24 protein-coding genes and 1 tRNA gene are annotated in these 17,851 nt (G+C 75.4%); 12 read left to right on the top strand and 13 right to left on the bottom strand.

Going from position 1 to position 17,851, the window contains the following annotated elements; translation table 11 throughout:
• Position 1: 1 nt before the first annotated feature.
• Genes BLP29_RS02100 through BLP29_RS02090 form a run of 3 tightly spaced genes read left to right on the top strand, consistent with a single transcriptional unit; the run spans position 2 to position 2,082 of the window.
• Entirely contained in the window at positions 2-868 is an 867-nt protein-coding gene (locus BLP29_RS02100) for an NAD-dependent protein deacetylase (protein ID WP_092799327.1), read from the top strand.
• Positions 865-1,173 (top strand): biopolymer transporter Tol, encoded by a 309-nt coding sequence (locus tag BLP29_RS02095; protein ID WP_092799325.1) that lies wholly within the window; start codon positions 865-867, stop codon positions 1,171-1,173. The genes BLP29_RS02100 and BLP29_RS02095 overlap by 4 nt, the downstream gene beginning before the upstream one ends.
• 15 nt (positions 1,174-1,188) lie before the next feature.
• The gene (locus BLP29_RS02090; RefSeq protein ID WP_092799323.1) at positions 1,189-2,082 is read left to right on the top strand and encodes an MSMEG_6728 family protein; all 894 of its coding nucleotides are present in this window, start codon (positions 1,189-1,191) and stop codon (positions 2,080-2,082) included.
• Between the two features lies 1 nt (position 2,083).
• Here the strand turns inward: BLP29_RS02090 and BLP29_RS02085 are convergent, their stop codons facing one another.
• From BLP29_RS02085 to BLP29_RS02075, 3 genes are read right to left on the bottom strand one after another with little or no spacing between them, the layout of a single operon-like run.
• On the bottom strand, positions 2,084-2,578 hold the full coding sequence (locus tag BLP29_RS02085; protein ID WP_207798257.1) for a DinB family protein: 495 nt from the start codon (positions 2,576-2,578) through the stop codon (positions 2,084-2,086).
• 59 nt (positions 2,579-2,637) lie between these two features.
• On the bottom strand, positions 2,638-3,042 hold the full coding sequence (locus tag BLP29_RS02080) for a PaaI family thioesterase (RefSeq protein ID WP_092799319.1): 405 nt from the start codon (positions 3,040-3,042) through the stop codon (positions 2,638-2,640).
• Positions 3,039-3,425, bottom strand: coding sequence for a VOC family protein (locus tag BLP29_RS02075; protein ID WP_207798256.1), 387 nt, complete (start codon positions 3,423-3,425; stop codon positions 3,039-3,041). The genes BLP29_RS02080 and BLP29_RS02075 overlap by 4 nt, the downstream gene beginning before the upstream one ends.
• Positions 3,426-3,468: 43 nt before the next feature.
• On the opposite strand from BLP29_RS02075, the gene BLP29_RS02070 reads away from it, so the two are divergent.
• Together BLP29_RS02070 and BLP29_RS02065 are read left to right on the top strand one after the other, a co-directional pair.
• A complete protein-coding gene (locus BLP29_RS02070; RefSeq protein WP_092799315.1) occupies positions 3,469-4,014 on the top strand; it encodes a YbaK/EbsC family protein in 546 nt (181 codons plus the stop codon).
• Between the two features lie 22 nt (positions 4,015-4,036).
• On the top strand, positions 4,037-4,270 hold the full coding sequence (locus BLP29_RS02065) for a hypothetical protein (protein WP_092799313.1): 234 nt from the start codon (positions 4,037-4,039) through the stop codon (positions 4,268-4,270).
• An 85-nt stretch (positions 4,271-4,355) separates the two neighbouring features.
• Here BLP29_RS02065 and mscL read toward each other — a convergent pair whose 3' ends face one another.
• The 3 genes from mscL to BLP29_RS02050 all read right to left on the bottom strand — a co-directional run bounded on the left by mscL (position 4,356) and on the right by BLP29_RS02050 (position 5,946).
• Positions 4,356-4,793 carry a large conductance mechanosensitive channel protein MscL gene (gene mscL, locus BLP29_RS02060; RefSeq protein WP_092799311.1) on the bottom strand — a complete coding sequence of 146 codons (438 nt, stop codon included), beginning with the start codon at positions 4,791-4,793 and terminating at the stop codon, positions 4,356-4,358.
• A gap of 38 nt (positions 4,794-4,831) precedes the next feature.
• Entirely contained in the window at positions 4,832-5,479 is a 648-nt protein-coding gene (cpaB, locus tag BLP29_RS02055; protein WP_092799309.1) for a Flp pilus assembly protein CpaB, read from the bottom strand.
• A 113-nt stretch (positions 5,480-5,592) separates the two neighbouring features.
• Positions 5,593-5,946, bottom strand: coding sequence for an FmdB family zinc ribbon protein (locus BLP29_RS02050; RefSeq protein WP_092799307.1), 354 nt, complete (start codon positions 5,944-5,946; stop codon positions 5,593-5,595).
• A gap of 111 nt (positions 5,947-6,057) precedes the next feature.
• On the opposite strand from BLP29_RS02050, the gene BLP29_RS02045 reads away from it, so the two are divergent.
• The gene (locus tag BLP29_RS02045) at positions 6,058-6,534 is read left to right on the top strand and encodes a MarR family winged helix-turn-helix transcriptional regulator (protein WP_092800663.1); all 477 of its coding nucleotides are present in this window, start codon (positions 6,058-6,060) and stop codon (positions 6,532-6,534) included.
• Between the two features lie 4 nt (positions 6,535-6,538).
• Here the strand turns inward: BLP29_RS02045 and BLP29_RS21170 are convergent, their stop codons facing one another.
• From BLP29_RS21170 to BLP29_RS02025, 5 genes are all read right to left on the bottom strand, one after another.
• Positions 6,539-6,748: a hypothetical protein gene (locus tag BLP29_RS21170; RefSeq protein ID WP_207798255.1), complete on the bottom strand. Its 210-nt coding sequence runs from the start codon at positions 6,746-6,748 to the stop codon at positions 6,539-6,541.
• A 73-nt stretch (positions 6,749-6,821) separates the two neighbouring features.
• Positions 6,822-7,214: an AAA family ATPase gene (locus tag BLP29_RS21165; RefSeq protein WP_207798254.1), complete on the bottom strand. Its 393-nt coding sequence runs from the start codon at positions 7,212-7,214 to the stop codon at positions 6,822-6,824.
• 122 nt (positions 7,215-7,336) lie between these two features.
• Positions 7,337-8,875: a carboxyl transferase domain-containing protein gene (locus tag BLP29_RS02035; protein ID WP_243469629.1), complete on the bottom strand. Its 1,539-nt coding sequence runs from the start codon at positions 8,873-8,875 to the stop codon at positions 7,337-7,339.
• Positions 8,860-10,044, bottom strand: coding sequence for a CaiB/BaiF CoA transferase family protein (locus tag BLP29_RS02030; protein WP_092799305.1), 1,185 nt, complete (start codon positions 10,042-10,044; stop codon positions 8,860-8,862). The genes BLP29_RS02035 and BLP29_RS02030 overlap by 16 nt, the downstream gene beginning before the upstream one ends.
• Before the next feature lie 15 nt (positions 10,045-10,059).
• A complete protein-coding gene (locus BLP29_RS02025) occupies positions 10,060-11,370 on the bottom strand; it encodes an SLC13 family permease (RefSeq protein WP_092799303.1) in 1,311 nt (436 codons plus the stop codon).
• A 162-nt stretch (positions 11,371-11,532) separates the two neighbouring features.
• Here BLP29_RS02025 and BLP29_RS02020 point away from each other — a divergent pair, with 162 nt between their 5' ends.
• Complete coding sequence (locus BLP29_RS02020) at positions 11,533-12,219, top strand: FadR/GntR family transcriptional regulator (protein WP_207798253.1); 687 nt, start codon at positions 11,533-11,535, stop codon at positions 12,217-12,219.
• Between the two features lie 66 nt (positions 12,220-12,285).
• On the opposite strand, the gene BLP29_RS02015 is transcribed toward BLP29_RS02020, so the two are convergent.
• The gene (locus BLP29_RS02015; RefSeq protein WP_092799299.1) at positions 12,286-12,879 is read right to left on the bottom strand and encodes a 5-formyltetrahydrofolate cyclo-ligase; all 594 of its coding nucleotides are present in this window, start codon (positions 12,877-12,879) and stop codon (positions 12,286-12,288) included.
• A 26-nt stretch (positions 12,880-12,905) separates the two neighbouring features.
• Here BLP29_RS02015 and BLP29_RS02010 point away from each other — a divergent pair, with 26 nt between their 5' ends.
• From BLP29_RS02010 to BLP29_RS01990, 5 genes are all read left to right on the top strand, one after another.
• Entirely contained in the window at positions 12,906-13,844 is a 939-nt protein-coding gene (locus BLP29_RS02010; RefSeq protein ID WP_092799297.1) for a UTP--glucose-1-phosphate uridylyltransferase, read from the top strand.
• A gap of 87 nt (positions 13,845-13,931) precedes the next feature.
• Positions 13,932-15,389 carry a molybdotransferase-like divisome protein Glp gene (gene glp / locus BLP29_RS02005; protein WP_092800657.1) on the top strand — a complete coding sequence of 486 codons (1,458 nt, stop codon included), beginning with the start codon at positions 13,932-13,934 and terminating at the stop codon, positions 15,387-15,389.
• A gap of 70 nt (positions 15,390-15,459) precedes the next feature.
• A complete protein-coding gene (locus tag BLP29_RS02000; RefSeq protein ID WP_243469628.1) occupies positions 15,460-16,023 on the top strand; it encodes a GNAT family N-acetyltransferase in 564 nt (187 codons plus the stop codon).
• 182 nt (positions 16,024-16,205) lie between these two features.
• Positions 16,206-16,886: a divisome protein SepX/GlpR gene (sepX, locus tag BLP29_RS01995; protein ID WP_092800654.1), complete on the top strand. Its 681-nt coding sequence runs from the start codon at positions 16,206-16,208 to the stop codon at positions 16,884-16,886.
• A gap of 46 nt (positions 16,887-16,932) precedes the next feature.
• Positions 16,933-17,005, top strand: a tRNA-Ala gene (locus BLP29_RS01990).
• Positions 17,006-17,048: 43 nt separating this feature from the next.
• Here the strand turns inward: BLP29_RS01990 and BLP29_RS01985 are convergent.
• On the bottom strand, positions 17,049-17,834 hold the full coding sequence (locus BLP29_RS01985; protein ID WP_092799293.1) for an enoyl-CoA hydratase/isomerase family protein: 786 nt from the start codon (positions 17,832-17,834) through the stop codon (positions 17,049-17,051).
• Between the last annotated feature and the right edge of the window lie 17 nt (positions 17,835-17,851).

Raw genomic sequence — 17,851 nt, 5'->3', positions numbered from 1 at the left:
CATGGGCGGGGTGAGCGCCCCATCCGTCGTCGTCCCCGAGCTGGCCGAGCTCGCCGCACTGGTCGGCAACGGCAACGCGGTCGTGCTCTCCGGGGCGGGCCTGTCCACCGACTCGGGCATCCCCGACTACCGCGGGGCCACCGGGTCGCGGCGCACGCACAGCCCGATGACCTGGCAGACCTTCACCCGCGACCCGCGGGGGCGGCACCGGTACTGGGCGCGCAGCTACGTGGGCTGGCGGCAGATCGCCGACGCCCGGCCCAACGAGGGTCACCGCGCCGTCGCAGCCCTGCAGCGGGCCGGCCTGGTCGGCGGGGTCATCACGCAGAACGTCGACGGGCTGCACCAGGCCGCCGGCGCCGATGACGTGCTGGAGCTGCACGGCGGGCTGGACCGCACGGTGTGCCTGCAGTGCGGCGACGTCGCCTCCCGCGCCGAGCTCGACCTGCGGCTGCGCGAGGCCAACCCCGGGTTCCGCCCCGAGCCGGCCGGCGTCGAACCGGCCGTGAACCCCGACGGCGACGTCGAGCTGCCCGAGGAGGCGCTGGACGACTTCGTCATGGTCGACTGCCTGGCCTGCGGCGGGGGTCCGCTCAAGCCCGACGTCGTGTTCTTCGGCGAGACCGTGCCCCGCGACCGGGTCGACGCCGCGTTCGACCTGGTCGGGTGCGCCCGGTCGTTGGTGGTGCTCGGGTCGTCGTTGACGGTGATGAGCGGCTACCGGTTCGTGCTGCGGGCGGCCAAGGACGGCATCCCGGTAGCGATCGTGAACGCCGGCCCGACCCGCGGCGACGAGAAGGCCGACGTGCGGGTCGACGCCCCGCTCGGCCGGGTGCTGCCCGCCCTGGTCGACCGGCTGCTGCGATGACCCGCCGCGAGGTGGAGCGCACCGAGGACGGCCGGTGGATCGTCGTCGACGGGCGGCGGTGGCGGGCGCAGGACCCGGAGCTGCCCGACGACGTCCGCGAGCGGTTGCTGCACCACCTGGGCGTCGGCCGCAGCGGGGTGCGTGCGGCGAAGGGGGACGACGAGGCGGTGGCCGCGGCGCGGGCCCGCGTGCAGCTGGCCAAGACCGGCCTGGGCGAACGCGGCGAGAAGTGGTGGGAGCAGACCCACGACCAGCGCCGGGCCCGGTGGGAGCAGGCGCTCACCGCGCTGGACGACCTCGACTGACCCAGACTGGACCCGGTGCAGACCTTCCTCCCCGTCGCCGACTTCGCCGGCAGTGCCCGCCTGCTCGACGCCCCGCGGCTGGGCAAGCAGCGCGTCGAGACGCTGCAGATCCTGCGCGCGCTCGAGCTGCCCGACTACGGCTGGACGACGCACCCGGCGGTGGTGATGTGGCGCGGCCGCACCCCGGCGCTGGTGCGGTACGGCCTGGACATGGCCGCCGAGTGGGTCGCCCGCGGGTTCGCCGACTCGACCGCCGCGCAGATCGAGGAGTTCGCGCCCGGGGTGGGGACGCAGGCCGAGCTCGGTGCGGCCGGCGAGCTGCCCAGCTGGTTGGGCGACGAGGCCGTGCACCTGTCCCACCGCTCGAAGCTGCTGGGCAAGGAGCCGGCCACCTACGCCTCGCTGTTCGCCGGCGACCCCGACGACCTCGACTACGTGTGGCCGCCGGCCGACGACGTGCCGCCCGGACCCGCGCCCGACGGGGTGCCGGTGTGGGTGGTGCGGCCCCGGGCGCACCCCGAGCTGGGCGCCGCGCTGGCCACCGGGGTGGTGGGCCTGGGCACGCAGGCTGGGGTCGACGTCGACGCCACCGGGCTCGACCTGGCCGCCCTGCGCGGGCTGGCCCACGAGCTCACCGGCAAGCGTCCGGCCAAGGACCTGCGCCAGCTGTCGACCTTCCTGGACGAGGTGCAGCCCGGTGACCGGGTGGCCGTGCCGGTCGGCGGCGGATCGGGTCTGCTGCTCGGCGAGGTGACCGGGGACTACGCCTACGCGGGCAAGGAGCTGCTGCCGCACCGGCGGCCGGCCCGGTTCGACGTCGTGGTGCCCCGCTCGGCCGTGCGCCCGCCGGCGACCATGCAGGACCCGCGCGCCCTGTTCCGCGTCGTGCTCGACCCCGCCGCCGTCTGACTCACCCCATGGTCTTGGCGCCGTCGATGCCTTCCCGGACGACGTCGGCGTGCCCGGAGTGCTGCGCGAGCTCGGCCAGCAGGTGCAGGAGCACCTTGCGCCGCGACCACCGGGCGCCGGGTGGGAACCACGGGGCGGTGGGCAGCGCGATGTCGGTGTCGAGGTCGTCGAACGAGCGCACCAGCGCCTCGGTTGCCGCGGCGACCTGCTCCTGCTCGGCGAGCACCCCGGCCAGCGTCTCGTCGGGGCGCAGCACGAACTGGGCGCCGAACGCATCGGGCGGCAGGTCGTGCGCGACGGCGCCCCGGACCAGGAAGTCGGTCCAGATCCGCTCCTGGGCGACGCAGTGCTTGATGGTGCCGCCCACGGTCAGCTCGCTGGCACCGGTGCGCAGCCGGGCCTGCTGGTCGTCGAGCCCCTCCGCCGTGCGGCGCAGGAACCACCGGTGCTCGGCGAGGGTGCCGAGCAGGTCGTCGAGTTCGCGGGCGAGCGTCACGGGTGCCTCCGGGGAGTCGGGTGCGGTGAGGGTGGCACCGGGGTCCGACACTTCCTGGGTCAGCCGGGTAGCGGGACGTTCTGCAGGCGCACCTGGCCGCGGGCGACGACCTTGCCGTCGTCGGCCCGGGTGAGGGTGACCAGCCACAGCTGCAGGGTGCGGCCCTGCTGCACCGGCTCGGCGAGCACGTCGAGCCGACCCGAGGTCATGGGGCGCAGGAAGTCGGTCTGGTTGTTGACCCCGACCGCGAACTGGCCGCGGTCCTGCACGGCCACGCTCGCGCCGATGCTGGCCGCGGACTCGATGACCGTGGCGTAGACGCCGCCGTGGACGACGCCCCAGGGGGTGTGGTGGTCCGGGCCCAGCTCGACGGCCCCGGTCACGCGGGTGCCGGTCATCTCGGCGGGGACGAAGCCGGTGGCGGTGAGGAAGGCGCCGCCGCTCGACAGGTCGGGCTCGGTCATCGCTGCTCCTCGGTGGGGGGTGGGAGCGGAGCGTCCCAGACCAGGCAGAAGGGGTGACCGGCCGGGTCGGCGTAGACCCGGAAGTCCCCGCCCGCGCCGGGCAACCGCCTCGCCCCGAGCGCCAGGGCCGCGGGCTCGGCGACATCGATGTCGGCGACCCGGACGTCGAGGTGGGCCTGCTGCGGGTGGTCGGGGTCGGGCCACTGCGGGGGCTGCAGGTCCGGCGCCTGCTGGAAGGCCAGCCGGTAGCCCTGCCCGCTGACCACGACCCAGTCGTCGCCGGGGGAGCCCTGCACCTGCATGCCGAGCAGTTCGGCGTAGAAGGTGGCCAGGGCGTGCGCGTCGGGGGCGTCGATGACGTAGGAGTGCAGCTGACCGATCACGCCCGCCATCCTGGCCCACGCGGACGGGGTGCACGATCGGGGCATGACCGCACCGCAGTTGGGCACGCTCGCCTGGGTCCCCGCCGCCGACCGCACCGACCTGCTCGCCCCACCCGTGGCGGCGGCGCTGGCCGGGTCGACCGGACCGGTGTGGGTGGCCGCCATCGACGACGACCTGGCCGACACCGCCGCGTTCAGCGAGGCCTACGGGGTGCCGGCCGAGGCCTCGGCGAACTGCGTGGTGGTGGCCGCCCGCCGGGGTGCGGAGACCACGCTGGCCGCCTGCCTGGTGCTGGCCACCACGCGCGCCGACGTCAACGGCCTGGTGCGCAAGCACCTCGACGCCCGGAAGGCCTCGTTCGCCCCGCAGGACGTCGCGGTGACCGAGAGCGGCATGGCCTACGGCGGCATCACCCCGGTCGGGCTGCCGCCGGCGTGGCCGGTGCTGGTCGACGCGGCCGTGGCGGGCACCGACCTGCTGGTGGTGGGCTCGGGCACCCGTGGCAGCAAGCTGCTGGTGCCGGGCGAGGTGCTGGCGGCCCTGCCCGGTGCCCAGGTGCTCGAGGGGCTGGGCCGACCGGTCGCCTGACCATCGGCCTACCGTCGCGGGCATGGACGACAGCGAGCTGCGACCGGTGGGGCGGACGTCCTACCGACCTCCCACGGCCCCGCCGGCGATGCGGCCCCGGCGCCGGGCGACGTCCCCGGGCACCGGCGCGGGCTCCACGGCGGGACCGGAGCCCACCGTCGAGCCGCTGCCGGACACCGACCGGGCCGACCGCCCGGCGTCCGACGACGACGCCCGCTACCTCGCCGACCGCCCCCCGCACTGGGGCAGCGACTGAAGAAGGACCCCCTCGCCCCCCACGACCCGCTCCGCGGGTCGCCGGGGCCCTGCGAGGGGGCCGGCCGTCTGTGCGGCGGGGAACCTCAGAGCTGGCCGGGGAGGACGGTCGTCCCGGGGCCCGACGGGTCGTGGCCGGGGCCCTGGCCCTGCTGGGCACGCAGCAGGTCGCGGATCTCGACCAGCAGCTCGACCTGCGTCGGGGCCACCGGGCCCGCCTCCTCGCCCCGCTTGCGCCGCTCGAGGATCTTCTTCATCGGGACGACGACCACGAAGTAGACGACCGCCGCGGTGAGCACGAACGTGATGACCGCGGAGATGAATGCGCCGTAGGTGAAGGACGCCCCGTTGATCGTGAACTGCCCACCCGTCTCGCCCCCGCCGGTCACCAGCTCGATGAGGGGGGTCAGGAACGACTCGGTGAACTGGGTGACCAGCACGGTGAACGCGGTGCCGATGACGACCGCGACGGCGAGGTCGACGATGTTGCCGCGGAGCAGGAAGTCCTTGAAGCCCTTGAGCATGCTGATCCTCCGGTGTGGTCGGTGCCCCGGCTGTGAGCTCAGGGCGGGCCGAGGGTAACGGTGAGGGTGCCTGTGCTGGTCGCCGTGGCCAGTCCCTCGGCGACCTCGGCCGGGACGGCCAGGACCAGCAGCCCCGAGCCGCCCGGCCCCGCCGCCGGCCCCGGCGGCGACGCCTCGCCCCGACCGGGCACGGCGAGCACCAGCGCACCGGCCGCGACCACCGCGGTGCCTGCGCCGTCGACGGTCACCAGCACGTCGACGCGGTCCCCGGCGCGCAGCAGGTCGGCCACCGCCAGGTCGGCCAGCCGCACCGGCGCGGCCACCTGGCCGGCCGGTACCTGGGACCACAGGCCGGGGCCCACGACGCGGGCGTCGGTCACCGGTTCGCCGTGGCGCAGGGGGGAGGCGAGCACCTGCCCGACCAGCCCCGCCGGGTCGTCCACGGCGCCGCCGGGCAGCACCTCGGGCGGCCAGCCCGCCGTCGCCAGGTCGGCCGGGGTGAGCACCGCGCCGGCGGCCAGGTCGGCCGCGGCGACCACGACCGGGGCGGTCGCCGGGGCGGCGGGCGACGGGGGCGGAGCCGGCCGGAGGGCCAGGGCCAGGGCGGCGACGGCGAGCAGGCCGGCGGCGACCCGGCGCACGGTGTGCGCCGGGTGCCGCGGGCGCCGGAGGTGGGGGAGGGGCACTGGTCGAGCGTGCGTCCGCGCCGTCGCCGCGGGGAGACCCCGTCCTGCATCTGTGGACGGAGCACCCCTGTGTGGACGGCGGGGAGCGGCCGCCCGCCGGCCGTGCTAGGTCCTCAGCTGCTCGACGAGCCCGAGGACGAGCTGGACGACGGGCTCGAGGTGGAGCTGGAGGACGAGCTCGAGGACGAGGAGGTGGACGACGAGGAGCTCGAGGAGGAGTCGCCGCTGGAGGTCGACTCCTTCGACGTGCTCGAGGACGAGGAGGTCGAGGACTTCTTGCCCGAGTCGCGGCTGTCGGTGTGGTAGAAGCCCGAGCCCTTGAACACCACGCCCACCGAGCCGTAGACCTTGCGCACGGCGGCGCCGCACTCGGGGCACGTCTCGACCGCGGGGTCGGTGAACGACTGGACCACCTCGAACTGGTGCTTGGTCTCGGGGTTGGTGCAGGCGTACTGGTAGGTGGGCACGGTGCTGGACTCCTCCGTCGGTGCGAACCGGGCTGGCACTCTCGCCCGGCGACTGCCAATGATGCGCCACCGGTGGTGCGATGGCCACGAGGCCCCCTTACCGTGCCGACCGTGGCACCGACCTGGCTCGACGACCAGCAGCAGCACACCTGGCGCACGTGGCTCGCCGTGGCGGAGCTGCTGCCCCGGGCGCTGGACGCCCAGCTGCAGCGCGACGCCGGTCTCACCCACCCCGCCTACGTCGTGCTCGCCATGCTGTCGGAGGCACCCGAGCGCCGGCAGCGCATGAGCGAGCTGGCCCGCGCGGCGAACCAGTCGCAGAGCCGGCTCTCGCACACCGTGGCCCGGCTGGAGGAGCGTGGCTGGGTGCGGCGCGAGAAGTCCGCCGACGACGGCCGGGGCAACGTCTGCGTGCTGCTCGACGAGGGGTGGGACGTCGTGCGGCGGGTCGCGCCCGGGCACGTGGCCGCCGTCCGCGAGGGGTTCTTCGACGCGCTCACCGCCGACCAGGCCGCAGCGCTCGACGAGGCGCTCACCGCCGTCCTGGACCGGCTCGACCCCGACCAGTCGCTGCGCCGGGGGCGCTGAGCCCTCACCGCAGGTGGCGCAGGTAGCCCTCGGGGCGGTCCAGGAACTGCCGCCAGTTCGCGGTCAGCTCCAGCTCGTCCCAGGCCGCGGGGCGCAGCCCCCACGGTCCGACCTCCAGGATGCGCGCGCCGGGCAGCGCCGCCACCAGCGGCGAATGCGTGGCGACGACGACCTGCGCGCCCTGCTCGAGCAGGTGCAGCAGCCCCGCGACCAACCGGAGCTGCCCGGCGAAGGAGAGCGCGGCGTCGGGCTCCAGAAGGACCCCGTTCCCCCCACCCTTCGCGAGCTCAGGGCGGGACCCTGAACGGGGCCGAGTGGCCCTCGTCGAGGTAGGCGTGGAGGGCGTGCATCGTCTCGTCCCGGAGCAGGTACGCCCAGCGGGGCGCACCCGGTGACCGCTCGACCACCAGCGGCAGCGGGTCGGGCTCGGTGCGCCGGGTCTCGAACCGTGCGTTGGCTGACCCGCCCTCGGGGTTGCGGCCCAGTGCCTGGGCCAGCAGCTCGACCAGGGTCGACTTGCCCGAGGCGTTCTCGCCCACCAGCACGGTGGCGCCCGGGGCGAGCTCGAGGCCGTCGGCCCACAGCTGGGCGACGGCGGGCACGGTCATCGGCCAGACGTCGTCCGGCGGTGCTTCGGCGCCGCGGTCGGCCCGCACGCGTCGCACCCCGGGTCGCTCCATGCCGGGATCCTGCCCCACGCCGGCGGGGCCGCCGGAGTCCGTCCTGGCTCACCGGCGTCGGTGAGCCAGGACGGACGTCGATCAACCGGGTCGATCCACGCCGCACGCCAGGCGTGCGGGCGTCAGCGGGCGCGGCGGCCCAGGTGGCGCCAGCGCGACGCCCGGCTGCGCATGCGCTCGACGTCGTCGCGCCCGAGCAGCCCGGCCAACTCCTCGGCCAGCACGCGACCCAGCCGCTCGCAGAACTCCACCGGCTCGTCGGCGGCGTCGGGCCGCTCGGGCACCACGCGGTCGACGATGCCCGCGCGCCACAGGTCGGTGGCCCGCACGCCCTGCTGCGCGGCCATCTCCCCGGCGTGGGTGGTGTCCCGGTGCACGATCGCCGAGGCGCCCTCGGGCGGCAGCGGACCCAGCCAGCCGTTCGCGGTGGCGAGCACCCGGTCGGCCGGCACGAGCGCGAGCGCCCCACCGCCGGTGCCCTGCCCGAGCAGGACGGCGATGGTCGGCGCCTTGAGCACGACGAGGTCGGCCAGGCAACGGGCGATCTCGCCGGCCAGCCCGCCCTCCTCGGCCTCCTTGGACAGCGCCGCCCCGGGGGTGTCGATGAGGGTGACCAGCGGCAGCCGCAGCTCGGCGGCCAGCCGCATGCCCCGGCGGGCCTCGCGCAGCGCGGCCGGGCCGAGGGGTGCGGTGAGGGACTGGCCGCGTCGGTCCTGGCCGAGCACCACGCACGGCGCCCCGCCGAACCGGGCCAGCGCCAGCAGCAGGCCGGGGTCGGCCTCGCCCGCGCCGGTGCCGTTGAGCGCCACGACGTCGGTGGCCGCGGTGCGCAGCAGTCGCCGCACGCCGGGCCGGTCGGTGCGCCGCGAGGCGGTGACGACGTCCCATGCGGTGCGGCCGTCCTCGGGGTCGTCGGCATCGGTGCCGTCGCCCTCCACCGGGCCGGCGATGGCCGCCCCGCGGTGCCAGGTCGACCGCGCCGACAGCACCCGCAGCGCCCGGTCGGCGACGTCGGCGAGCTGCTCGTGCGGCACGACGGCGTCGATCACCCCGCGCTCGTGCAGGTGCTCGGCGGTCTGCACGCCCTCGGGGAACTTCTCCCCGTAGAGGGACTCGTAGACCCGCGGGCCGAGGAAGCCGATGGAGGCGCCGGGCTCGGCGATGGTCACGTGGCCCAGCGACCCCCACGAGGCCAGCACGCCGCCGAACGTGGGCGAGCGCAGGTAGACCAGGTAGGCCAGGCCCGCCTCCTTGTGCCGGGCGATGGCCTGGGTGATGCCGACCATCTGCAGGAAGGCGACGGTGCCCTCCTGCATGCGGGTGCCGCCGGAGACGGGCGCGGCCAGCAGCGGCAGGCCCTCGTCGGTGGCCCGCTCGATGGCCTGGATCAGGCGCTCGGCGGTGGCGACGCCGATCGAGCCCGCGAGGAAGCCGAACTCACCGGCCACGACGGCGACCCTGCGGCCGCGCAGCCGGCCCTCGCCGGTGACGATCGCCTCGTCCTGGCGCGACTTCTCCTGCGCGGCCGACAGCTCGGCGGCGTACTGCTCGGACACGTCGCGCGGCCCGATGGGGGAGTCCCAGGAGACCCAGGAGTCGGCGTCCAGCACGAGGTCACGCAGCGAGCGGGCGTCCATGCGGGTGCTCACGAGGTCAGCCACGCACGGATCGCGTCGCCGTCGGCGCCCAGCACCGGGGGAGCGGTGTGCTCCCGCCGGGTGGTCTCGGTCTCGCCGTCGGTCGACGGTGCGAAGAACCGCAGCGGCGGCCCGGGCAGCTGGACCTTCCCCAGCGTCTGGTGGTCGACGTCGACCAGCAGGCCCTGCGAGAGCGTCTGGTCCCAGGCGTAGACCTCGTCGATCGTGCGCACCTTGCCCGCCGGGACCCCGGCCGCGGACAGCCGGGCCAGCAGCGTCTCGGCGTCGATCTGCGCGAACGCGGACTCCAGCAGCTCGATGACGCGGTCGCGGTTGCCGACCCGCTCGCCGTTGGTGGCCAGCCCCTCGGCCTCGGCGTCCAGGTCGAACTCGGCGCACAGCTTGCGCCACAGCGACTCCGACCCGCACGACAGCTGCACCGAGCCGCCGTCGGCGCACCGGAACAGCCCGTACGGGGCGATGGAGGGGTGGTGGTTGCCCTGCGCGTGGCCGACCTTGCCGCCGACGGTCCACGCCGTCCCCTGGAAGGCGTGCACGCCGACGACGGCGGCCAGCAGCGACGTCCGCACGACCTGGCCACGGCCGGTCCGCTCGCGCTCGAGCAGCGCCGCGAGCACCCCGTAGGCCCCGTACATGCCGGCCAGCAGGTCGCCGATGGGGACGCCGACCCGCTGCGGGTCCTCCGGCCCGGAGCCGGTCAGCGACATCAGGCCGGCCTCGCCCTGGGCGATCTGGTCGTAGCCGGCCCGCCCGCCCTCGGGCCCGTCGTGGCCGAACCCGCTGATGGCCAGCGTGACCAGCCGCGGGTTGAGCTCGGCGAGCACGTCGGTGCCGAAGCCCAGGCGGGCCAGGGTGCCGGGGCGGAAGTTCTCCAGCAGCACGTCGGCGCGCCTGATCAGCTCGGTCAGCACGGCCTTGTCCTCGGAGGACTTGAGGTCGAGGGTGATCGACTCCTTGTTCTTGTTCGTCGACAGGAAGTACGTCGACTCCCGGTCGCCGTCCTCGGGCTGGACGAACGGCGGCCCCCAGCCGCGGGTGTCGTCCCCGCTGCCGGGGTTCTCCACCTTGATCACCCGGGCGCCGAGGTCGCCGAGCATCATGCCGGCGTGCGGCCCGGCGAGGGCGCGGGTGAGGTCGACGACGAGCACGCCGTCGAGAGGTCCTGCGGACATGCGGTTCTCCTGTGTCTAGAGCCAGCCGGGGACGACGAAGACCAGCCAGGCCAGGAGCGGCCCGACCAGGACGACGACGCCCGAGTAGCCGAGGATCTGCTTGTAGAAGCGGTCGCGGTCGACGTCCTGGGCATTGGCCAGCACCAGGGCGCCGTTGGTGGAGAACGGGCTGACGTCGACGATGGTCGAGGCGACCGAGAGCGCCACGACGACGCCCACCGCCCCGATCTCGCCGGCGAGCAGGAACGGCACGGCCAGCGAGATCGCGACGCCGATGATCGCCGTGGAGCTGGCGAAGGCCGACACGATGCCGCCGATGTAGGCCAGCAGCAGCGCGACCAGCAGCGGGGCGCCGATGCCGGTGACGCTCTCGCCGACGTAGTCGATGGTGCCGGCCTCCTGCAGCACGAACACGAAGGTCAGCACGCCGGCGATGAGCAGCACGGTCGACCAGCTGATCTGCATGACCGCGCCCTTGTGCCGGGCGGCGGAGAACACCGCGAGCACGGTGGCGATGGTGATGGAGACGAAGCCGATGTCGAGGTCGAACACCAGGGCCAGGACGACGAGGGCGGCGAGCCCGACGAGCGTCAGCACCTGCTCGGCGGTGACGCCGGCGCGGGCCTGCACGTCGACCGACGACCCGGCGGACGTGCCGTGGCCGCTCACCTCGGCGTCCCCGTCGGCCGGCGTCACCTCGGGCTCGTCGCCGACCCGGCGGCCGGCGAGCTTGCGGCCACCGAACACGAGGAACAGCACGATGCCGATGGCCAGGTTGAAGAACAGGCTGCCCAGGAAGACCGCCAGCGGGCTGCCCGGGAGGTCGTTGGCGGCGACGATGTTGTTGACCGTGACGCCGTAGACGCTGATCGGGGAGAAGCCACCGGCCTGCGCGCCGTGGATCACCATCATGCCCATCAGCAGCGGGCTGATCGAGTACTTCGCGGCGAAGCCCAGCGCGATCGGGGCGATGATCGCGACCGCCGCCGGGCCGAGGGCGCCGATGGCGGTGAGCACCCCGGTGACGGCGAACATGATCCAGGGGATCAGCGCCACCCGGCCGGCCACCAGCTTCACCGCGCCGCGCACCAGCAGGTCGACCGTGCCGTTGTTCTGCGCGATGGCGAACAGGTACGTGACGCCGATCAGCGTCAGCACCAGCTCACCGGGGAAGCCGGCGATGATGTCGTCGGTGGTCATCCCGACGGCGAGGGTGCCGACGAGGAAGGCGGCCACGAACGCCAGCGCGCCCATGTTGATGGGCAGGAAGGTGGCGATCGCGAAGATCGCCACCAGCGCCAGGATCGAGATGATCTCGGGTGACACGGTCTTCTCCCACGTCGTCGGGGGCCGGCTGTGCGTCGGCTGTGCTCGGATCGTGCTCGTACCGGTCGGGAGCGGCACCTCGGCGCCGTTGGCTCAGTGGACTGGCCACTGGACCGGCGATAGTGTGGCACCAGTCACGACGTCCCTGTCAAGGAGGTGCCGGTGGGTCCGGGTCCGCTGCGCCGCAACCGGCTCTACGAGCAGGTGGTGCACCAGCTGCTCACCTGGGCGGCGTCCGCCGGGCTGGGGCCCGGTGACCGGTTGCCGGCCGAGCGCGAGCTCGCCGCCTCCCTCGGGGTCAGCCGGGCCACGCTCGCCCAGGCGCTGGTCGCGCTCGAGGTGACCGGGGTGGTCGCCGTCCGGCACGGCGACGGCACCGTGCTGCTCACCGCGCCCAGGCCGGAGTCGGTGCTGGCCGCCCTCGATGCCCGCCGGGAGGACCTGGGTGCGGTGATCGAGGCCCGCGAGGCGCTGGAGGTGCGGCTGGCCGGGCTGGCCGCGCGCCGGCGCACCGACGCCGACCTCGCCGAGCTCGACGCCGCGCTCGACGCGATGGGCGCCGACGTCGCCGCCGGGGGGCGCGGGGTGGCCGGCGACGAGCGGTTCCACGCCGCGGTCACCGCCGCCGGGCACTCGGCGCTGCTGGCCCGCTTCATGGCCGAGATCGCCGACCGCATCCGCGACTCCCGCATCGAGTCCCTCGCCCAGGAGGGCAGGCCGCACCGGTCGCTGGAGGGCCACCGGGCGATCGCCGAGGCCATCCGCGCCGGTGACCCCGACGCCGCGGCCGCCGCGATGGCCGCCCACATCAGCCTGGTCTCCGACGTCCCCCTCCTCGGCGGCGGCTGACGGGGCAGCCGCGGGGGTGGCCCGACGTCCCGCACGGTGGCCGGCCGACGGGACGGCCGGCCACCGTCAGGGATGTGCGGCCACCCCGAGGTCCAGCCAGCCGCGGGAGGGGGTGACCACCGCGTGCAGGCGGACGTCGTGCGGCTGGGTGGGGACCGACGGCAGCAGTTCCTCGTCGAACACCACGCCCACCAGGACGGCGTCCGGCGCGGCGTGCAGCAGGGCGCGGTCGTAGAAGCCGGCCCCCCGGCCCAGCCGTGATCCGTCGCGTCCCACCGCCAGCGCCGGTACGACGACCAGCGACGCCGTGGCCAGCGCCTCCGGCGGCAGGCGCGGCCCCACCGGCTCGAGCAGCCCGAACCGGCCCGGGGCCAGCTCCCCGGTCGCCCGCGCCCACGCCAGCACCCGGCCGGTCGGTGGCACCACCGGCAACAGCGCCCCGGCCCCGAGGGCACCGACCAGCTCACCGGCGCCGGGCTCCTCCGCTGCGGGCACGTACCCGGCGACGGTGCCGGCGGCCTCGACCAGGCGCGGCCGCAGGTGGGCGCACAGTGCCCGGGCGGCGGCCGAGCGCTCGACGGGGGAGCGGGCGGCGCGGGAGGCCAGCAGCCGTGTGCGCAGGGCCGTCTTGGGGCTCACCAGCTCGGGGGAGGCGCCCACGGTCCCAGCCTAGTTAGGGTCGCCCCATGTCGAGCCCGACGAACCGTCGTCCCGCCCGCAAGGCCGTCATCCCCGTCGCAGGGATGGGCACGCGGTTCCTGCCGGCCACCAAGGCCGTGCCCAAGGAGCTGCTGCCGGTGGTCGACCGGCCGGCGCTGCAGTACATCGTCGAGGAGTCCGCCCGCGCCGGCCTGACCGAGGTGCTCATGGTCACCGGCCGCGGCAAGGCCGCCATCGAGGACTTCTTCGACCGCACCCCCGAGCTCGAGGCCGCCCTGGAGAAGAAGGGCGACCAGGCGCGCATCGACGCCGTCGCCGCCTCCACCGACGTCGCGCAGGTGCACTTCGTGCGGCAGGGCGAGGCCAAGGGCCTGGGCCACGCCGTCCTGCAGGCGGCCTCCTTCGTCGGCGACGAGCCCTTCGCGGTGATGCTCGGCGACGACCTGATCGACGAGCGCGACCTGCTGCTCGAGCAGATGCTCGCCGTGCAGGCCGAGCACGGCGGCTGCGTCGTCGCCCTGCTCGACGTCGGGCCCGAGAACATCGACAAGTACGGCTGCGTGGCCATCGAGGACGCCCCGCAGACCGACGCCGGCGAAGGCGACCAGGTCGTGCGCATCACCGGCATGGTCGAGAAGCCGCCGCGCGAGGAGGCGCCGTCCAGCCTGGCCATCATCGGCCGGTACGTGCTGGCGCCCGAGATCTTCGAGGCCATCCGGAGCACGCCGCCCGGCCGTGGTGGGGAGATCCAGCTGACCGACGCCATCCTGGCGCTGCTCGAGCAGGGCGTCCCCGTGCACGGCGTGGTCTTCTCCGGCCGCCGCTACGACACCGGCGACAAGCTCGACTACCTCAAGGCGGTCATCCGGCTGGCCGTCGAGCGCGAGGACCTCGGCCCGGCACTGCGGCCCTGGCTGCGCGATTTCGTCGGTGACCTTGCACCCGAGGGCGCGTCGCAGGCCTGACCAGGCCTCCGCAACGGGCACCATCGTGGGCCGGGCGGCACGTCTCGTGCGCTGCGGACCAGGACGGCGGTGGTGACGGTGGTGGGCATGACGGAGGACAAGCCGCGGGGATGGTTCCGGGGCACCCGGGAGACCACCGCGCTCGACCTGGGCACCGGCACGCCCGCCGCGGTGGGTCCGCAGCCCACCCAGGCCATCACCGGCACCCGCACGGTCACCGGCCACGCCACCGTGCAGGTGGACCGGGACGAGCTGCCCGGGCTCGGCCGCACCGACCCGGCCACCGACTCCTTCGAGGCCGCCGTCCCCGTGGTGCGCACGGTCGAGCAGCACCTGGACCTCATCCTGGCCGCCGCGCCGACCCCCGACCCCATCGAGCTCGCGGTGCTCGACGCGCAGGGCCTGCTCTGCGCCGAGCACGTGGTGAGCAGCCGCGACCTCCCCGGCTTCGAGCAGGCCGCCCTCGACGGCTACGCCGCCCGCTCGGTCGACACGATCGGCGCCACCCCCGAGGACCCGGTCGGCCTGGCCGTGGTGGGGGAGAGCGTCGCCGGCCCGTCCGAGCAGTCGGCCATCGGGCCCGGGCTGGCGCACCGCGTGGCGGCCGGGGCGATGCTCCCGGTCGGCGCGGACGTCGTCGTCCCGACCGTCTGGACCGACGGCGGCGCCGCGCACGTCGGCGTGCACGCCGAGCTCGCGCCCGGCACCTACGTGCGGCACACCGGGGACGACGTCGCCGTCGGCGACACCGCGGTGGCGCTCAACAGCCCCATCGGCCCGGCGCAGATCAGCCTGCTGGCCGCCGTCGGCCGCGACCGGGTGCTGGTGCACCCGCGCCCGCGCATCGCCGTGCTGTGCGCCGGCGACGAGCTCGTCGACGTCGGCACCACCCCCGGGCCCGGGCAGGTCGTCGACGTCAACAGCTACGCCCTGGCCGCGGCCGCCCGCGACGCCGGGGCCGACGCCTACCGCTCGGGCATCGTGCCGCGCGACCGGCGCAAGCTGGTCGAGCTGCTGGAGAGCCAGCTGCTGCGCAGCGACGTCGTGCTCATCGCCGGCACGTTCGCCGGCGGCGGGTTCGACCTCGTGCAGGAGGCACTGGCCCAGCTCGGCGAGGTCACCTTCGCGCAGGTCGCCATGCACCCCGGCGCGATCCAGGCCTTCGGGCGGCTGGGCCGCGACGGCGTGCCGGTCATCTGCATCCCCGGCGAGCCGGCCGCCGCGCTGGTGGCCTTCGAGGTGTTCGTGCGCCCGGCCATCCGGCTCATGCTCGGCAAGCGGCAGCTGTTCCGCCGCACGGTGCAGGCCGTGTCGGCCCAGCAGCTGCTGTCCCCGCTGGGCTACCGGCAGTACCTGCACGGCCAGGTCATGCGCCACCCCGACGGCGGCTACGTCGTCGAGCCGGTCGGCGGCGGCGAGAGCGGCCACGACGCCGCGCTGGCCCGCACCGCCCGGTCCAACTGCCTGGTCGTCATCGACGAGGACGTCACCGAGGTCGCCCCCGGCGGCCTGGTGACGGTCATGCCCATGCTGCTGGGCGGTTGAGCTGGCCCCCCTCTGGGGTGACCCCGCGCTGCACCCCGGGTGGCCCGCGGAGCTGCGCGAGGGCGACGTCGTGCTCCACCCGCTGCGCCGGTCCGACGCGCAGGCCTGGTCGCGGCTGCGGCAGGAGAACGAGGACTGGCTGACCCCCTGGGAGCCCTCGGCCCCCGTCGCGTGGGCCGCCCGGCACACCCCGACGGTCTACCGCGGCATGCGCCGCGCGACCGACCGGCGGGCCCGGCTGGGGCTGACGCTGCCCTTCGCCGTCCGGCACCGCGACCGGCTGGTCGGGCAGGTCACCCTGGACAACGTGGTGCGCGGCGCGCTGCGGTCGGCGCACGTCGGGTACTGGATCGACCGGGCCGCTGCGGGGCAGGGGATCGCGTCCCTGGCGGTGGCCATGGCGTGCGACCACGCGTTCGGTCCGGTGGGTCTGCACAGGATCCAGGCCGACGTACGTCCCGAGAACGCCCGCAGCTGCCGATTGGTAGAGCGACTGGGTTTCCGCGAGGAAGGACTCTTCCGCTCGTACCTCGACATCGACGGCGCGTGGCGCGACCACAAGGGCTACGCGCTGCTCGCCGACGACCACCCCGCCGGGGTGGTCGCGCACCTGCGACGGTCAGCGCAGTCCTGACCGACACGCCGACAGCCGCGACACGCCGGTGCGGCGCGACACGACACGGGCACGTCCCGGTGCGCCTCCCCCGCACGGGGGAGTGCGCGCCCTAACGTGCCCACTCGAGTGACCCGTGTGACTCGTGTGGCGCCAGGGATCGGCGCCGCACACGCGGGATGCCAGGGATGGGGTGGTTCGCGATGGGATCGGGTGTGCTGCTGGCCGCTCTGGTCGTGCTGTGGTTCGTGGTGCTGGTGCCGATGGTGGTCACCCGCGGCGACGCAGCACCGGCCCGTGCAGGTGCTGTGGGTGCCGTGGGCGCTGGTCGCACGCTGCGCCGTCGCCGCGTCGTCGACCCCGTCGTGCACGCCGACACCGAGCGGGTGACCGTCGACCGCGAGCAGCTCTACCGCACCGGTGAGCTGGTGGTCGACGTCCACGCGCTGCGCCGTCGCACCCTTGCCGGGCTCGTGGCGCTGGCCGTCCTGGTGCTGGTCGGCGCGCTGACCTACCGCTCCTGGCTGTGGGCGCCGCAGGTGCTGCTCGACCTCGCCGTCGTCGGCTACCTGATGGTCACCCGGGCCGCCGCCGAGCGGGAGCGCCGGGCCGCCGCCCGCCGCCGGACCCGGCTCGCCGCCCGCCCGGCCCGTCCCGCGGCCCGTCCCGCGCCGCGCCCGGCAGCCGCGGCCGCCCCCTCGGTGCCCGTGCACAGCGCCCCGCTGGCCCCGGTCCACCCGCTGCGCCCCGGCCGCGTCGTGGCCCCCTCGCACGGGGTGCCCGCGGCCGCCGGCTGGCAGCACAGCGCCGTGGTCGGTCTGGACGACGACGACATCGGCTTCGCCGACATCGACACGTACACGCCGCGGGCGGCCACCGGCTGACCCTCCGCGGCAGCGCGGCGGCGAGGCGGTAAGCTGTCGTGCGCAAGGGGCTGTGGCGCAGTTGGTAGCGCGTCTCGTTCGCAATGAGAAGGCCAGGGGTTCGAATCCCCTCAGCTCCACCCGCACCGTCAGGCCGGGCCCTCGGGCCCGGCCTGACGCGTTCTACGGGGCGTTCCGGAAGTCCGCCGCCCGCTTCTCGGCGAACGCGGCGATGCCCTCGGCCGCCTCGGCGTCCTCGGCCGACTCGACGATCAGCCGCGCCTCCTCGTCGAGCTGGTCGTACAACGAGGTGGTGGCAGCCCGGCGCACCAGCCCCCGGGTGCGCACCATCGCCCGCACCGGTCCCGCGGCGACCTGGTGGGCCAGCGCGGTGGCGGCCTCGGCGAGCGACTCGTCGTCGGCGAGCCGGGCCACCAGCCCGGCCTCGTGCGCCTGGGCCGCGGTCAGGGTGCCGTCGGTGAGCATGAGCTCCAGGGCGCGCGGGGCGCCGAGGGTGCGGGCCAGGGCCCAGGACGTGCCACCGTCGGGCGACAGGCCGATCGCGCCGTAGGCCGGCCGGATCTTCGTCGACCGGGCGCAGACCACCAGGTCGCAGGCGCCCACCAGGCCGACGCCGGCGCCGGCCACGGCGCCCTGCACGCCGGCGACCACCGGCACCGGCGCCTCGACCACGGCCCGGACGGCGTCGTGCCAGCGGTCGGCCAGTGCGCCGATGAACCCGGGCCGGTCCTCCGCGGCGGCCATCCCCGCGACGTCGCCGCCCACGCAGAAGCGGGGGCCGTTGCCCAGCAGCAGCACCGCGCGGGTGCTCGCGGGACGGTCGGCCAGGGCCGCGACCAGGGCGTCGGCCAGCGCCAGGTCGATCGCGTTGCCGGCGTCGGGGCGGTCCAGCACCACCCGCCAGACGTCGCCGTCGACACCGGTCGTGATGCGGTGGGGAGTGTCCATGGCCGCACGCTAGAGCG

It is taken from the genome of Klenkia marina (assembly GCF_900101025.1).
GTDB classification, from domain to species: domain Bacteria; phylum Actinomycetota; class Actinomycetes; order Mycobacteriales; family Geodermatophilaceae; genus Klenkia; species Klenkia marina.
Note: the sequence above shows the minus strand (reverse complement) of the source record. Positions and strands in the feature narration are given on the sequence as shown.

Excerpts from the sequence above, each read along its gene's own strand:
- BLP29_RS02100 (WP_092799327.1), top strand. The coding sequence starts at position 2 with ATGGGCGGGGTGAGCGCCCCATCCGTCGTCGTCCCCGAGCTGGCCGAG.
- BLP29_RS02095 (WP_092799325.1), top strand. The coding sequence starts at position 865 with ATGACCCGCCGCGAGGTGGAGCGCACCGAGGACGGCCGGTGGATCGTC.
- BLP29_RS02080 (WP_092799319.1), bottom strand. The coding sequence starts at position 3,042 with ATGACCGAGCCCGACCTGTCGAGCGGCGGCGCCTTCCTCACCGCCACC.
- BLP29_RS02070 (WP_092799315.1), top strand. The coding sequence starts at position 3,469 with ATGACCGCACCGCAGTTGGGCACGCTCGCCTGGGTCCCCGCCGCCGAC.
- BLP29_RS02065 (WP_092799313.1), top strand. The coding sequence starts at position 4,037 with ATGGACGACAGCGAGCTGCGACCGGTGGGGCGGACGTCCTACCGACCT.
- mscL (WP_092799311.1), bottom strand. The coding sequence starts at position 4,793 with ATGCTCAAGGGCTTCAAGGACTTCCTGCTCCGCGGCAACATCGTCGAC.
- BLP29_RS21165 (WP_207798254.1), bottom strand. The coding sequence starts at position 7,214 with ATGGAGCGACCCGGGGTGCGACGCGTGCGGGCCGACCGCGGCGCCGAA.
- BLP29_RS02030 (WP_092799305.1), bottom strand. The coding sequence starts at position 10,044 with ATGTCCGCAGGACCTCTCGACGGCGTGCTCGTCGTCGACCTCACCCGC.
- BLP29_RS02010 (WP_092799297.1), top strand. The coding sequence starts at position 12,906 with ATGTCGAGCCCGACGAACCGTCGTCCCGCCCGCAAGGCCGTCATCCCC.
- glp (WP_092800657.1), top strand. The coding sequence starts at position 13,932 with ATGACGGAGGACAAGCCGCGGGGATGGTTCCGGGGCACCCGGGAGACC.
- sepX (WP_092800654.1), top strand. The coding sequence starts at position 16,206 with ATGGGATCGGGTGTGCTGCTGGCCGCTCTGGTCGTGCTGTGGTTCGTG.
- BLP29_RS01985 (WP_092799293.1), bottom strand. The coding sequence starts at position 17,834 with ATGGACACTCCCCACCGCATCACGACCGGTGTCGACGGCGACGTCTGG.